This window comes from Floridaenema evergladense BLCC-F167 (genome assembly GCF_041929205.2).
Taxonomy (GTDB): domain Bacteria; phylum Cyanobacteriota; class Cyanobacteriia; order Cyanobacteriales; family Aerosakkonemataceae; genus Floridanema; species Floridanema evergladense.
This window is the reverse complement of sequence record NZ_CM171625.1, coordinates 735,731-752,099: the sequence shown is the minus strand read 5'-3', so window position 1 is coordinate 752,099 and position 16,369 is coordinate 735,731. Positions and strand designations below refer to the sequence as shown.

The window sequence follows — 16,369 nt, the reverse complement described above, 5'->3', positions numbered from 1 at the left end:
ATTGCTAATAAATTGTAAAGAATTTTCAGCAAGTTTTAGCAATTATCGAAAATAGAGATGTTCTCTGAAAACTTGAGGAATTACTTTTTCGCAGATGAGCCGATACGACTTTACCACAATTTTAGAATGGGATCGGATAGAAGGTTGGTTTAACTTACCGCAAGCTGTGACTTTGCAAACAATTGTTAAACAGTTACCTCCCAGAGCGAAGGTAGTCGAGTTAGGATCGTATAAAGGAAGAAGTAGCGTAGCGATCGCAGCCGTTTTACCTGCTGAAAGCATATTGTACTGCGTCGATCATTTTCAGGGTTCAGAAGAACACATCATATCTCATTTCGATGTCTCCAATTTACTTGCAGAATTTACGCAGAATATAGAAAAATTTGGAGTAAAAGATAAAATTTCTACCTTAGTTATGACTACGAGCGAGGCAGCCACTAAGTTTGATTCTGAATCAGTAGACTTAGTTTTTCTGGATGCTTCCCATGATTACGATTCTGTTAGAGCCGATTTGCTCAACTGGTATCCTAAAATCAAACCGGGTGGATTTCTACTTTGTGATGATTACGAAGTAGGATGGTCGGGAGTAATGCGGGCAATTAAAACAGTGGGTTTAGCGGGTACTGTAATAGCAGAATCGTTGTGGATGCACCAAAAGCCAAAACCATCCTGTTAAAACGGTAGTTTTAAGGGGTACTCTAATAGCAAAATCATTTAATGATACACCAAAAGTCAAAGTAAAACCTATAAATTGGAAGTGATGACAGTATTATTTCAAGCAGGAGAGGAAAAATTTCAACCGCAAGAGTTACTGGAAATGATGACTCGTTACCAGCTAATGCCGCAGTTTTTGCGGGGGTTGATTATCGACAAAGCGATCGCAGACATCCCATACACTGAGGAGGAGATGAACTCAGCAGTCGGTCAAATAGAAGCTCAGTATCAACTCCACACCCCAGAAATTAAAGCAGCTTGGCTACAAGCTCAAGGAATAACCGCCCAACAGTTACAAGAATTATCAGTGCGCCCCCTGCGATTGGAAAAATATAAACAAGCCAACTGGGGAAACAAGGTAGAAAATTATTTTCTTACCCGCAAGCCCTATCTCGACCAAGTAGTTTATTCCCTAATTCGGACTAAAGATTTGGGTTTGGCAAACGAAATTTATTTCCGCATTCAAGAAGGAGAACAAACTTTTGCCGAATTAGCCGAAAAATACTCCGAAGGCCCGGAAGCTAAAACTGGAGGTTTACTAGGGCCAGTTTCTATCAAGCAACCCCATCCTCTCATCGGTCAATTACTAGCCGTCAGCCAGCCCGGTCAACTTTGGCCGCCTAGAGCCTTGGCAGAATGGTTCGTAATTATTAGGCTAGAAAAAAATATTGCGGCTCAACTGGACGATGCCATGCGTCACCGCTTAGTAGACGAAATGTTTGAGAATTGGCTGGCGGAAAAAATTAAGGAAATGGGGCCGTTGCAAGTAGTAGAAAATGAGAATTAAACCGCAGAAATCGGAGAAAATCAAGAAATTTCTAGTCATAAAACCCCCGTTGCCTTAACTAGTGAGGCATGAGAGTAGAAAATAGCCCAAAAAAAGCCGATATGTGCTATTGCAATCAAAATCCCAAGTTTAAAATCTAAAATTCTTATGACCCAAGCAGTTTCTCGATCGCAAATTCAAACATTTCTTACCCAAACAGAACCGTTTAACCAACTGGCAGAAAGCGCACTGCAAAACCTATCCGCCCAATGCCAGTTATTGCGGTATCGGATTGGGCAACCAATTATTCAAAAAGAAATCCCACCCACCCAAGTAGCAATTGTTTACCTGGGACAAGTGCGGGTGTTAGGCTACGACCAACGCACCCAAAATCCTGTCAGCTTGTACATGGCAGGGCCAGGGAAAGTGTTAGGTTGGGCGGGAATAGTACGTGGAGAAGGATGCGAAACAGCGATCGCCTCAGACGAAGTGATCTGTATTACCATTCCCACAGAGGTATTTTTATCATTTATCGACCAAGAACCAGTCCTGCGCCAAACTTTCCGCGACCAACCAACCATTAGCGAAGTATTTGAACTCCTGAGTTTAGAATTACAACGTCGCGCCATAGCCACAATAAATCTGAAAGAACTTGCCGCAGAAGTTTTTCCCCAGGCTAAAGTAGTTAACCTGCCCAACGGTCAAGTAACATTACCAGAACTCGATCGCGAAATGTTATGGATGGTTAGTAGCGGGATGATCGGCGCATTCTCCAACGGTAGCCGTTTTCCGGTTCAAGATGTAGGTAGTTGGATACCCGTCAAAGGCAAACAAGGTGGTCGGTTATTGGGGATACCTTTATCCGCCTTACCAAAAGCAGCAAAAACAATACAAGTAATAGAAGCAGCCACAGAAACGCAGACAGAGACAGCGGAAAAAACTGTCCTATCACCAGTCACTAGTCCTCAGTCTCCCTACGAGGAAATCCCCTACGCGACGGAAACTCCCCCCTCAACTGAACCAGTCATTGTCTCAGAACGCCCCTTTCAATTTTTTAAAGGTAGTGGGCCGATCGAAGCACCCCTAGCTTGCTTTAGAATGCTGGCTAAATATCTAGGTGTAAATTTCCGCCGAGAACTCCTCTACAAAATTATTGACAACCAAAACAAAACCAAAGGCGGATTAACCCTCCTAACCTGTGGTGGCATAGCAGAAATGATGGGCATTAGCGCCCAATTAGTTCAAGTACAAGCCGCCGCAGTTCCCAGATTAAAAGCACCAGCATTGATTCAATGGGAAAATAGCTTTGCCATCCTCTCCAAAATCAGTGAAAAAGAACTAACCTTGGCAGTTCCCGAAGACGGAATTCGCCACCGCACACCCAAAGAATTCGCCGAAACTTGGGGCGCAGAAGGACAAGTATTATTACTGCAACCACGTCCCGAAGGACAAAGAGAAAAATTCAGCCTGCGCTGGTTTTTACCTGCAATTAAAAAGCATAAAAAAGTCCTGATAGAAGTATTTATCGCTTCTTTCTTAGTCCAACTGTTTGCTTTGGCAAATCCTTTAGCTACTCAGGTAATTATTGACCAAGTAATTAAAGACCGCAGCGATAGCATTCTGCATAGCGTCGGATTATTGCTGTTAGTCGTGGCAGTTTTTGAAGCCTTACTAACTTATATCAGGACGACTTTATTTGTTGATACTACCAACCGCATCGATATTAGTTTGGGTTCGGAAGTAATTGACCACATGTTGAAATTACCTCTGAACTACTTTGATAACCGTCGGGTAGGGGAACTAGCTGGACGGGTAAACGAGTTGGAAAATATTCGGCAATTCCTCACTGGGACAGCGTTAACAGTAGTGTTAGATGCGTTTTTCTCAGTGTTTTACATAGCCTTCATGTTGGTGTATAGCGTGCCGCTGACATTGGTAGCTTTATCAACAATTCCGCTATTTGCCATTTTGACTTTAGTAGTTGCTCCGATCGTACAACGCCAACTCCGCACCAAAGCCGAACGCCACGCCGACACCCAATCATACTTAGTCGAAGTATTATCAGGGATTCAAACAGTTAAAGCCCAAACCATTGAGCTAAAATCCCGCTGGAATTGGCAAGAAAGATACGCCCGTTACGTATCAGCAGGATTTAAAACCGTATTAACTTTTAGTACAGCCAGTTCACTGTCCGGCTTCTTCAATAAACTATCTGGTTTATTACTATTGTGGGTAGGGGCTTACATGGTAATTGCCAACCCACCACAACTAACCTTGGGGCAATTAATCGCTTTCCGCATCATTGCTGGTTATGTCACCAGTCCGTTATTACGCTTAGTGCAATTGTGGCAAAACTTCCAAGAAACAGCCTTGTCCATTGAACGACTCAGCGACATCTTGGATGCTCATCCCGAAGTAGATGATTCTAACAGTACCAACATTGCCATGCCACCAATTCAAGGTGCTGTAAGCTACGAAAATCTGTCGTTCCGGTTTAATCCTAATGGCCCATTGCAACTGGTGAATATTAATATAGATTTTGAACCAGGAACTTTTGTGGGCATTGTGGGTCAAAGTGGTTCCGGTAAGAGTACTTTGATGAAATTGCTGCAACGGCTTTATGAGCCAACTGCGGGGAGAATTCTGGTGGATGGCTACGATATTGCTAAGGTAGAGTTGTATTCTTTACGTCGGCAAATTGGGATGGTGTTACAGGATACCTTGTTGTTTAATGGCACGATCCGGGAAAACATTAGTTTAACTAACCCAGAAGCGACAGACGAAGAAGTTATCGAAGCAGCAAAAATTGCTGCTGCCCATGATTTTATTATGTCTTTGTCTAATGGGTATAACACGGTAGTCGGGGAACGGGGTTCCTCGCTGTCAGGAGGACAAAGACAAAGGTTAGCTATAGCCAGAACTGTACTGCAAAACCCCGGGTTACTAATTCTGGACGAAGCTACCAGCGCCCTCGACTATCACTCAGAACGCCTCGTCTGTGACAATTTAGAAAAGGCATTTCAAGACCGCACAGTGTTCTTTATTACTCACCGTTTGAGTACAGTCAAAGGCGCAGATGTAATACTGATGATGGATCAAGGTGCTGTTGTGGAACAGGGTACTCACAAAGAACTGATGGCGCTGAAGGGACGTTACTATTGCCTCTATCAGCAACAGGAATCCGAAATAGGGTAAGTTATTGGTCATTAGTCATTATTGATGGTTATTACCAAAAAGAAATGACTAATGACAAATAGTAATCAAATTATTCCCAATCTAAAATCTAAAATCCACTAGGAGATTAATAGCAAATGGCTACTAAAGAAACAAGCGAACATTATGGAAATGGCAATGGTCATGGCAATGGTCATGGCAATGGTCATGGCAATGGTCATGGCAATGGCAATGGCAATGGTCATGGAAAGCATCATGGTACTACTACTCAATTGAAAGAATTTGAGACAGTTTGGGAACCGAAAGAACAACCAATAATTAAAACTCCTTTACCTTTTCGCCCAGATGACCAACCTGTTATTTTAGAAAGACCTTCTTGGTGGTCGCACGCTTTTGTATGGATGATTATTGGTGTGACTGGTGCTGGTTTATTGTGGGCTGGTTTTGCACCTTTGGATCAAACTGTACCAGCAACGGGTAAGTTGGAAGCAGAGGGAGCGGCGAAAGAATTACGTGCGCCTAATGGTGGGGTAGTTAAAGAGATTAAAGTTAAAGATGGCGAGCGTGTTAAACAAGGTCAAGTGCTATTAGTACTGGATTCCTTAGCACCTCAAGCAGATTTAGATGCCCTGCACAAACAACGGGAAAAGTTGTTGCGGGAAAATCAGTTTTATAATGGACAGTTTGATGGGCAATTAGTTAGCTCAAATATCGCTAACGCTAGTCCCGAATTCCAAGAATTATTAAAGTCAAAAATAGCTTTAGTATCAGAAAATGAATACCTTACTGCATTAGCAAATGGTAAGAGTACGCCAACACAATCTAGCGGCGATGCGTTTTTAGCTAACCAACAAGGACTTTTAGCAGCTAGTCGTGCTGAATCTCAATCCCGTCAGGAAGCAGCTAGATTGCAAATTGAAAGTTTGCAAGCACAATTAGCTCAGGTGCGAACTCAATTGCAGGCGGCAAGTTCGCAAATTCCTATGTATAATGAGCAGGTCAGAACTTCAAAAAATCGGATACAAGCGGCGCAAAGTCAATTATTAGCTGCTAGAGAGCAGTTACCAATTGCTGAAAATCGGGTAAAAAATGCTAAGGATTTGTTAGCTTCAGATGAAGCATTGATGGAAAAAATTAGACCTGTTGTACAGTCGGGTGCTTTGTCGGATTTGCAAGGTAGACGGCAATTGCAACAGATATTAACTCGCAAAAATGAAGTAGTAGCTGGTGAAGCTGAACTTCTTTCCCGAAAAGAGCAAATTTCTAATATTTTAGGGGAAATTGCCGATCGCCAAAATGAACTTTCTTTGCGGGAAACTGAGTTGTTGAAAGTTAAGTCCGAAGCAGAACGTTTGCAAGAAGAGGAACAACGCTTAAATTCAGAAATTGATAAAGCGAAGAAACAATGGCAAAATGCGATCGCTTTTTCTGAAAAAGATGTGCGGACAAAAATTGCTGATAACCACAAACGCATCGCCGAAATTGATAGTCAGTTAGCAAGGTTGCGCTTGGAAAATCAGAAAAAGCTAGACGAAATTGAAGCCCAGATTGCTAAGGCAAGACAAGCCGTAGAATTCCAAGAAATTAAAGCACCTGTGGATGGTGTAGTATTCAATTTGAAACCCACAGGCCCCGGATATGTGGTGCGACAAATTGACACTGAACCCGTGCTGTCAATTGTGCCCGATGATAAATTAGTGGCAAAAGTTTACCTGAGTAACCGGGATATCGGACAGGTAGTTGATAGATTGGCTAAACAGAAGGATTTAACAGTAGAGGTTAATGTGGAGTCTTTCCCATCTACTGAGTTTGGTACTTTGCAAGGGAAATTAACTCCTACTTCTATTGGGTCGGATGTTTTACCACCTAGTCAAGAGCGTCCTTACTATTCATTCCCTGCCACAGTTAAGTTGACAAATCAAACATTAAATATTAATGGCAAGGAATTTCGAGTCCAGTCTGGGATGGCGGTGAATGCCAGCATTAAGGTGCGGAAACGGACTCTGTTGGCTATTTTCACCGAGTTGTTCCAAAAACAAGTTGATAATTTGGAAACGGTGCGTTAGGGACTCTCACGGGTGAGGACAGAGATTTTTGGTTGGTGATGCGATCGGAAAATCTCTCCTGTTTTCTACCCTTGGATAGATGACATTAATTATCGGAATATTAGTCGCATCTCTGATGCAAACGCAAAAAAGCCTTGTAGGATCAGCATTAATGTCCTGCAAGGCTTTTCTTTATATCAGCAGAAGCTTTAAGTTCTCTACCATTTTTTCCAAATACATCTTGTCTTTGGAGATAGAGAGAGGTAAACTGTTAAAAATTTGTAAATAATTTCCTCTCTCTTAAGATTGGTGACAATTATTAGCATCGGTAATCTTCCCAGCTTGGGATATCAAAAAGTATGAAAAAGGTTCAATCGGTGAAGGAGTAACTGATGAATAAGCGTCCCGAAATATGGTATTTAACTGGATTAATTTTGACAATCATTCCGGCTTTTTTAATAGCAATATTAATTTACCAAAATAGCGTGAACATACCATTTTGGGATGATTGGGAGATTGGCTTATTCTTAAATAAAGTTTATCCAGAGTTCAAATTAACTCTAGAATCATTAATTTCTCAGCATAATGAAAGTAGATATGCTTTCCCTAGATTCATTTTTATAGGATTGACTTATTTTAATAATTGGAACTGGGATATCAGGCATCAAATGTGGGTTAGTTTAGTCCTAGCCTGTATCGTTTCAATTAACATATTTAGATTAATTAAATGGACAATAGGTGAAAGTTTAATCAAGGTAATCTTTTTAGCAATTCTCTGTAATTTATTGATTTTTTCGCCAGTTCAATATGAGAATTGGTTATGGGGTCATCAATTAATTGTATTCTTTCCCATTGCTTGCGTGACAACTTGCTTAGTAGCAATTTATTCAGGAATAAACAGGAAAGTTAAATTAGTAATATGTCTGATTTTATGTACTATTAGTACTTATTCGTTTGCTAATGGAATGTTGAGTTGGATAATTGTTTTTCCAGCTTTAGCTATTTCCAAATCTTGGAAGTGGCAAGATATTTTTCAAGATAAATGGTTGTATATTCCTTGGATTGCCACATTTACAGCTAATATGGCAGTATACTTTTATAAATATGAAAAACCACCAGAAACACCAAGTATTACTTATGGAATATTACATCCAAATGAAGCACTACCGTATTTACTTTCTTTTTTAGGTGCTCCTTTAGGGTGGGGAACAATTAAATATAATTGGAAATTTTCTAGCTTGGTTAATAATAATATTTGGATAGGGACGATTTTAATAATTCTATTGTTGGGAGTTTTTAGTTATTTTATCAAGCAGCGAAAAGATCCAACAGTAATTTATAGAATGACTGGTTGGTTGACTATTAGTTTTTATGTGATAACTAGTGGATTAATTACTTCTTTAGGTAGGTCTGGTTTAGGATTAGAAAGTTCTGTTGCTTTGAGATACATGACTTTCTCTGTTTATCTTCCTTTGACTTTGGTGAATTTGATTGCGATCGTCTATGATGATGCTAAAACAAAAGGTTTTTTGATAAACAAAAGCAAAAGAGTTGCTCAAGCAGGAATTTTGCTATTATTAACAGGGTTTTTATACTTTTACATTATCACGGCGGAACTTACTATTCCAAGAATGTATACAATTAAACTCGATCGCTTACAAGCCAAAGCTTGTTACATATTTCTCAATATAGCACCTGAAGAAAAGTGCATTACAGAAAAAGTTTACCCCAGTTTTTCCGGGCTACAAAAGAGAGCTAAACTAATTGATTATTTGGGCATAATTGATGCAAAATTGCTGAACAATGATAAGATCCAAGATATTCAGGCAACAAATAGGGTGACTAATGAAGAATGGGGATATGGCTGGTTCGATCAAGTAAAAAAGGTAGATAAAAATAATTATTCAGCTGGAGGATGGGCAGTTTTACCGGAGAAAAAAGAACCAGCAGATGCCGTAATTCTAACTTATGAAAAAACTCCAGGTGAAGATATAATATTTGCTGTATTTGATAATAGAGTGGAAAGACCAGATGTAGTTAAAGCTATGAAGACGACAAATTACTTAATATCTGGCTGGCAAAAAACTTTTGCAGCTAATAGATTACCAAAAGGTGTGGTGAAAATAAAAGCTTGGGCATTTGACACAGAAAAAGTTAAAGCTTATAAAGTAGGTGGCGATCGTCTAGTGAAAAATTAACTATACTTGCAATCAAGAGGTCAGTTAACTTTAGTATTAATTTAACTATTTTGCATAAATCTTTTCTAAATTAAGCTCAAGGCTAACTTCTTAAATTCAGATATTTGGACGCTGTTGGTTTAATCGCTTCTTGAGGCAATAAGTTAGTATTAAAAAGTTTTTATGAAGATGGAAAGTTAGATATTGTCAATTTGATGATAAACCAAGTATACTTAATGGCTGAAAGGGAAAAATAATTCCCGACATATAAATTACCAAAAGCTTGCTAGAAACGAGCTTTGGCTTTTAATGGTGAAACAGGAAAAGCTTTTTCTCCAGATGGTAGTCACAAATTAGTAATGTATGGAAACTATAGCTACTGAAATCCCTGATGTATTGCTGATTAAACCCAAAGTTTTTGGAGATAGCCGGGGTTTTTTCTTTGAAAGTTACAACCAGAAGGCTTTTGTCGAAAAAACTGGCGCAGAAGTTAATTTCGTCCAAGATAATCACTCGCGTTCTAGTAAAAATGTGCTGCGAGGTTTGCATTACCAAATTGAACAAGCGCAAGGAAAATTAGTGCGGGTAGTGTCGGGCGAAATTTTTGATGTAGCGGTGGATGTTAGAAAAAGTTCGCCGACTTTCGGGCAATGGGTTGGTTATTTGTTAAGTGCGGAAAACAAGCAGCAGTTGTGGATTCCGGCTGGTTTTGCTCATGGGTTTCTGGTAGTTTCAGAAACAGCGGAAGTTTTATACAAAGCCACTGATTATTATGCACCACAGCATGAAAGGTCTATTTTATGGAACGATCCAGATTTAGCGATCGCATGGCCTCTAGATTCCGAACCAATTTTATCAGCAAAAGACCAAGCTGGCAAACCATTTAAAGACGCAGAAGTATACTCATGAAACGCATCTTAGTTACGGGAGTTAACGGACAATTAGGGCAAGAATTAAGCGGGATTCTGCCCACGATTGGCGAAGTTATCGGAGTCGGAAGGGCAGAATTAGATTTAACTCAACCAGAAGCGATTCGTCAGGTAATTAATGAAGTGAAACCTGATGTAGTAGTGAATTCTGCCGCCTACACTGCTGTTGATAAAGCGGAAAGCGAACCAGAATTAGCAAATGCGATAAATGCGATCGCACCTGGTATCATAGCCGAAGAATGTGAAAAGCTAGCAATTCCCTTAATTCACGTTTCCACTGATTACGTTTTTGATGGTAGTAAAGGTTCGCCTTATCAGGATACAGACCCTACCGATCCCTTGAATGTTTATGGTAAAACTAAACTCGCAGGGGAAATCGCCATTCAAAACAGTTGTCAAAATTATCTGATTTTGCGAACTGCTTGGGTTTATGGCGTAGGTGGGAAAGGCAACTTTGTCAAAACTATGCTGAGATTGGGGAAAGATAGACCAGAAATTCGAGTAGTTGCAGATCAAATTGGCAGTCCAACTTATACCTTAGATTTAGCCAATGCAATCACTCAATTAATTACCTTATATCAACCCGAAATTGCCGGAATTTATAGCTACACAAATAGTGGCATTGCTAGTTGGTATGACTTTGCAGTTGCCATATTTGAAGAAGCCAAAATATTAGGATGGGATTTGCAAATTCAGCGAGTAATTCCGATTACTACACCTGAATATCCCACTCCCGCCCGTCGCCCTGCATATTCGGTGCTTGCTGGTGAGAAAATAGCAAAAGTATTGGGAACTTTTGCCCCGCATTGGCGGCAGGGTTTGAGAAAGATGTTAACTGAACTATACGCTCAATAAATTATGAAAGCACTAATTCTATCCGGTGGTAAAGGAACAAGACTTAGACCTCTAACTTACACAGGTGCAAAACAACTTGTTCCTGTAGCAAATAAACCAATTCTTTGGTATGGAATTGAAGGAATTGTAGCAGCGGGAATTACAGATATTGGGATTGTTATTAGTCCTGAAACTGGGGAAGAGGTAAAAGCAAAAACGGGAAATGGCGATCGTTTCGGTGCTAAGATTACTTATATTTTACAAGACAAACCTGCTGGATTAGCTCATGCGGTAAAAGTTGCCCAGCCATTTTTAGAAGATTCACCCTTTATTATGTATTTGGGTGACAACTTAATTCAAAGTGACTTGCATCTGTTTCTCGATCGGTTTAAAAGTCAGCAAACAGATGCTTTAATTTTATTGCGGCAAGTTGTCAATCCCACCGCTTTTGGGGTGGCGCAAGTTGATGAAAATGGGCGAGTTTTGCATTTAGTAGAAAAGCCGAAAGTTCCGCCCTCTAATTTAGCATTGGTGGGAATTTACTTTTTTGCTAACACAATTCATGATGCGATCGCAAATATTCAACCCTCGGCGCGTGGCGAATTAGAAATTACCGATGCCATTCAATACTTAATTACCCAACAAAAACAAGTTGAAGCTTGTCAACTAGAAGGTTGGTGGTTAGATACCGGGAAAAAAGACGATTTACTCGAAGCAAACCGGATTATTCTGGATACAACTTGCCTGAGTGCATCTATTTTGGGTGAAGTAGATGAGAAAAGTCAAGTAACTGGTAGAGTGCAAATTGGTGCAGGTACAAAATTAGTTAATTGTACCGTTCGGGGGCCTGTTGTAATCGGTGAAAATTGTTATTTAGAACATTGTTTTGTTGGCCCTTACAGCAGCATTGGCAACAATGTAAAACTAATCGATGTAGAAATCGACCATAGTGTAATTTTACAGGGGGCAAAAGTAGTAGAAATTCATCAGCGAATTGTTGATAGTGTAATTGGACAGCGAGTGCAATTAGTTGCTGCACCACAACGTCCAAAAGCCTTAAGATTTATGATTGGTGATGACAGTCAAATTGAGTTAACGTGATTTATCTTTTGGCAATTAACTATTATTCCAGCCAGTTAATTGCCAAGTTAATTAACTCAATTTCTCCTAACCAAATTGTTGACTATCAAATTATTATTGTCAACAATTCACCAGATCAACAATCTATTTATGATTTAAAAACTGACAAAGTTGTGATTCTGGAATCAGGAGAAAATCTGGGTTTTGGGAGAGCGTGTAATTTAGGATTAAACTGGATTTATCAGCAAAATCAAAAAGCGATCGTTTGGCTGATAAATCCAGATGCTTATTTATTACCCGAAGCATTAGAAAAAGTTCCAGCACTTTTCCAAAACCATCCCGAAATCTCTATTTTGGGTACAATTATTTACACTACAACTGGCGAAATATGGTTCGCTGGCGGTGAATTTATCCCCCAAAATGGCGCAATTATTCCTAAAACTCAGATATTGCACTCCTGGAGGTGGAACCTCCCAAATCCTCGTTCCCAGGTTCAACCTGAGAACGAAGAATGGAGGCTCTGCCTCTTGCTGCAAGATCTCACTAAAACAATTGACAATCAAAATTCAAATATTCCGTATTTAAAAACCGATTGGGTTAGCGGTTGTAGCTTATTAATTAATCTCAAAAATTTTCCTATTTGTCCGCAATTCGATCCAGAATATTTTTTATATTACGAAGACTTTGATTTTTGCCAACGCTATGCTAAACAAGGACATTTAATTTCCATTACCAATCAGATTGGTGTAGTTCATCAACCCTCAGCGATTACCGGAAAAAATGCGTTTTTAAAATTCAAGCATAGTACTTACAGCTACTTGTTAACTCTCGAAAGATACACAAATAAAATTGTCCTACTATTAAGATTCGTTCGTTTGCTTTTAAATGCGATATACTTACTTCCATTCAACCGAAAAGTCGCTTTGGGAAAATTTGCGGGAATATCGCTTTATTTAAGGAGAGTATTTTAACTTGGCAAACGAACTACTAATAAACTTAGCATTTTTAATGAGTAAACCAACGGGGATTAGTACCTACGCCTTTAATCTTTTTCCCCATTTAAAACCCTTCAATCCGACTTTGTTATCTAGCCGAAATATTCCAGATTTTAACTGTTATCCAGTACCGTCGAACTTAACACCAGAACAAGGAACCAAAGGTAACTTTTCCCGCATTTTTTGGACGCAATTGCAACTGCCGAAAATTTATCAAAAACTGCAAGCTAAACTGTTATTTTCGCCTTTACCAGAAGCACCAATTTATGCTGGTTGTCGATATGTTTTGACAGTTCATGATTTAATTCCCTTGCGTTTTCCCAAGCGATTTTCGCCTTTAACTAATTACGATCGCTATCTGTTACCTTTGGTATTAAAACAAGCAGAACATATTATTTGTGATTCCGTTTCAACTGCTAACGATGTAATGAAATTTTACCGCATTCCAGAACGGAAAGTAACACCTGTTTTGTTGGCATATAATGAAACGCACTTTCGATTTTTGGATTTGCCAAAGCGCAATTACTTTTTATATATTGGTAGACATGACCCTTATAAAAATATTGGTAGATTAATTACAGCTTTTGCTAACTTACCTAATAAAAATGACTATGAATTGTGGATAGCTGGTTCTGTTGATTCACGCTTTACTCCCACATTGAAAGCAGCAGTAACCGAGTTAGGAATCAGTAATCAAGTCAAGTTTTTAGAATACGTTCCTTATAGTGAGTTACCGACAATAATTAATCAAGCAATAGCCTTAGTTTTTCCTAGTCTTTGGGAAGGTTTTGGACTTCCGGTATTAGAAGCAATGGCTTGTGGAACTCCGGTAATTACTTCCAATATTTCCTCTTTACCCGAAGCAGCCGGGGATGCGGCGATTTTAGTTAATCCTTATAATATGGGAGAAATTACCGAAGCAATGCAAAGTTTGGCGAATGATGAAAGTTTGCGGATGCGTTTGCGGGAAGCTGGTTTTTTGAGATGCAAGTTATTTAGTTGGGAGAAAACGGGAGAAGCTACGGCGGCGGTGTTGCGAAAATTTCTTTAAAATTCCTGAGTGAGCAAATAAAGTAGAGTAAACTTGATGATAAATACTATTAAAAATGTACATGACTAGCCAATCTAATATTGAAATTACCATTTCCCTGGTAGATGCCAGTTTAAGTGACGAGGAGTTACAAGAGAAAGTAGAGAATTTGCTCCCAGAGCTTCGACAAGTGGATGGAGTCGAAAATGCTGATTTAGTGCCAGTTGAACAAGCACCACCAGACTCAAAAGCTTTAGGTGGCTACGTTTTAGGAACGCTGAAAACTTTAGTCGATGTGTCAAAGGTTAAGCCTTTGTTTGACTTTCTCGCTGGGATGGTGCGTTCTAAAACTATTGAAACAACGTTCAAAAAACCAGATGGTACAGAACTTACTATCAAAGTCAGTAACCGAGAAGATTTTGAATTTGCCTATCAAAAAGCCGAGAAATTCCTTAAAAGCTAGACTGCATGGCTAAGATAGCGTTGCTGATTGGGGTTAGTGAATATGAACCGGGATTAAACCCTTTGCCTGCGGCTGTTAAAGATGTGGAGGCGATGGGGCGAGTTTTGGCAGATGCGGAAAAGGGTGATTTTACAATTCAGGTGTTACAAAATCCCCAACGTCAACAGATGGAAGAGGCTATTTACCGACTGTTTGCCAATCGCCAAAAAGATGACTTACTGCTATTTTACTTTTCTGGGCATGGGGTGAAGGATGAAAGCGGCAACCTGTTTCTTGCCACCCGTACTACTCGCAAAGATAATGGTAGCTTGGTGGAGCCAACGGCAGTGGCAGCGAGTTTTCTGCACAAAAGCATGAACCAGAGTAAGTCTGAGAGACAGGTGATTATTCTCGATTGTTGCTTTAGTGGGGCAATTGCTAAAGGGTTAACCGTGAAAGATGATGGCGCGGTGAATTTACAGGAACAGCTGGGCGGTAAGGGACGGGCAATTCTCACTTCTTCTAGTTCTACTCAATATTCGTTTGAGCAAGAAGGTTCAGAACTTTCGATTTACACTCGCTATTTAGTAGAGGGAATTGACAATGGTGCGGCTGACTTGGATGGCGATGGTTGGATTTCTGCTGATGAGTTACATGAGTATGCTAACAGCAAGGTGACAGAAGCGGCTCCAGCCATGACTCCCGAATTTTATCCAATGAAGGAGGGGTACAAAATTCTGCTGGCGAAGTCGCCCAAGGATGACCCAAAGCTAAAGTATCGTAAACAATTAGAAGAAATTGCTCATGAGGATGAGGGAGAAATTTCTATTGTTAACCGCTTCTATTTAGATGAGTTGCGAACTACTCTTGATATATCGGCTGAGGAAGCTTTTGTGATTCAGTTAGAGGTTTTAGACCCTTATCAGAAGCGCAAGGAAAAGTTGCAACGTTATGAAGAAGCTTTATCTGAGTTAGTACAGAATCAATATCCAATTAATGAGAAAGAACGAAAAAAATTAGAACGTTTACAGCTACTCTTGCAACTTAGAGAAGAGGATATAGCATCAATAGAGGAACGAGTGCTGGCTCCGAAAAAAGCAGAATATGAGCGAAAACGCCAAGAAGCTGAAAAGCAACAGCAAAAGGTAGAAAAACCTCAGCAGGAACCAGAAAAACCTAAGCTACAACAGACAGCTAACTTTTCCGCAACTCTTAAATCAGAGGAGAAAGTTCAAAAACAGACCTTTGAATTTGAGACTGCGACTATCGCAATAATGAGAAATCCTAGATGGTTTGGATTAGGTGAAAAAGTTACCCATGAAATCAAACGTAGTCGTAAACAAGCAGAATTTTTTACTGAACACTTGGGGAATGGGGTAATTCTGGAAATGGTTGCGATTCCTGGTGGCACATTCGTGATGGGGTCGCCAACTGATGAGTCAGAACGTAGGGATAGGGAAAGCCCACAGCATTCAGTGACTATAAAACCCTTTTTTATGGGTAAGTTTCAGGTTACGCAAGCTCAATGGCAAACAGTCGCAGGTTTTCCCGAAGTTGAAATTGATCTCGATCCTGACCCATCGAAATTCAAAGGTGCAAATCGTCCAGTAGAGCAAGTCTCCTGGTATGAGGTGGTGGAGTTTTGCGATCGACTGTCCCAGAAAACGGGGCGAAATTATCGGTTGCCGAGTGAGGCAGAGTGGGAATATGCCTGCCGTGCGGGAACTACAACGCCTTTTCATTTTGGTGAAACGATTACAACCGATTTAGCCAATTACAATGGCGACTATGTATACGCTTCTGGCTCTAAGGGAATTTATCGACAGCAAACTACAGAAGTCGGCAGTTTTCCCGCTAATGCTTTTGGGCTTTACGATATGCACGGCAATGTTTGGGAATGGTGTGCCGACCATTGGCAGGAAAATTATCGAAAAAATTATCGAAAAGCACCCAATGATGGTAGTGCGTGGTTATCTAGGGACGAAGGAGCGAGAAGACTGCTGCGCGGTGGTTCGTGGAACAACATTCCTGTACTCTGCCGTTCCGCCTGTCGCAGCATCAACGTTGCGGGCTACGTTCTCGACGTTATTGGTTTTCGGATTGTATGTAGTGCGGAGTGGACTTAGTAGCCCTTTATACTTTTACCCTTTTGCCCTTTTCCCTCTTTTCTTTTCCCTGCGCGA

At 40.2% G+C, this 16,369-nt stretch carries 12 protein-coding genes; all 12 read left to right on the top strand.

Annotation, left to right across the window (positions count from 1 at the left end; translation table 11 throughout):
* Nucleotides 1-94 precede the first annotated feature (94 nt).
* Entirely contained in the window at nucleotides 95-676 is a 582-nt protein-coding gene (locus ACE1CA_RS03440; protein WP_413277151.1) for a class I SAM-dependent methyltransferase, read from the top strand.
* 84 nt (nucleotides 677-760) lie between these two features.
* On the top strand, nucleotides 761-1,501 hold the full coding sequence (locus ACE1CA_RS03435; protein ID WP_413277152.1) for a peptidylprolyl isomerase: 741 nt from the start codon (nucleotides 761-763) through the stop codon (nucleotides 1,499-1,501).
* 147 nt (nucleotides 1,502-1,648) lie between these two features.
* Entirely contained in the window at nucleotides 1,649-4,675 is a 3,027-nt protein-coding gene (locus ACE1CA_RS03430) for a peptidase domain-containing ABC transporter (protein ID WP_413277153.1), read from the top strand.
* A 116-nt stretch (nucleotides 4,676-4,791) separates the two neighbouring features.
* The gene (locus ACE1CA_RS03425; protein WP_486517642.1) at nucleotides 4,792-6,720 is read left to right on the top strand and encodes a beta-barrel domain-containing protein; all 1,929 of its coding nucleotides are present in this window, start codon (nucleotides 4,792-4,794) and stop codon (nucleotides 6,718-6,720) included.
* A 371-nt stretch (nucleotides 6,721-7,091) separates the two neighbouring features.
* Nucleotides 7,092-8,897: a hypothetical protein gene (locus ACE1CA_RS03420; RefSeq protein WP_413277155.1), complete on the top strand. Its 1,806-nt coding sequence runs from the start codon at nucleotides 7,092-7,094 to the stop codon at nucleotides 8,895-8,897.
* A gap of 342 nt (nucleotides 8,898-9,239) precedes the next feature.
* Nucleotides 9,240-9,785, top strand: a complete 546-nt coding sequence (rfbC, locus tag ACE1CA_RS03415; protein WP_413277156.1) for a dTDP-4-dehydrorhamnose 3,5-epimerase — start codon at nucleotides 9,240-9,242, stop codon at nucleotides 9,783-9,785.
* Entirely contained in the window at nucleotides 9,782-10,660 is an 879-nt protein-coding gene (gene rfbD, locus ACE1CA_RS03410) for a dTDP-4-dehydrorhamnose reductase (RefSeq protein WP_413277157.1), read from the top strand. The genes rfbC and rfbD overlap by 4 nt, the downstream gene beginning before the upstream one ends.
* Nucleotides 10,661-10,663: 3 nt before the next feature.
* Nucleotides 10,664-11,740, top strand: coding sequence for a glucose-1-phosphate thymidylyltransferase (locus tag ACE1CA_RS03405; protein ID WP_413277158.1), 1,077 nt, complete (start codon nucleotides 10,664-10,666; stop codon nucleotides 11,738-11,740).
* On the top strand, nucleotides 11,737-12,690 hold the full coding sequence (locus tag ACE1CA_RS03400; RefSeq protein ID WP_413277159.1) for a glycosyltransferase: 954 nt from the start codon (nucleotides 11,737-11,739) through the stop codon (nucleotides 12,688-12,690). The genes ACE1CA_RS03405 and ACE1CA_RS03400 overlap by 4 nt, the downstream gene beginning before the upstream one ends.
* 1 nt (nucleotide 12,691) lies before the next feature.
* Nucleotides 12,692-13,765, top strand: coding sequence for a glycosyltransferase family 4 protein (locus tag ACE1CA_RS03395; RefSeq protein WP_413277160.1), 1,074 nt, complete (start codon nucleotides 12,692-12,694; stop codon nucleotides 13,763-13,765).
* Between the two features lie 61 nt (nucleotides 13,766-13,826).
* Nucleotides 13,827-14,207 carry a hypothetical protein gene (locus ACE1CA_RS03390; protein ID WP_413277161.1) on the top strand — a complete coding sequence of 127 codons (381 nt, stop codon included), beginning with the start codon at nucleotides 13,827-13,829 and terminating at the stop codon, nucleotides 14,205-14,207.
* A 5-nt stretch (nucleotides 14,208-14,212) separates the two neighbouring features.
* Complete coding sequence (locus ACE1CA_RS03385; RefSeq protein WP_486517641.1) at nucleotides 14,213-16,312, top strand: caspase, EACC1-associated type; 2,100 nt, start codon at nucleotides 14,213-14,215, stop codon at nucleotides 16,310-16,312.
* Nucleotides 16,313-16,369: the final 57 nt, after the last annotated feature.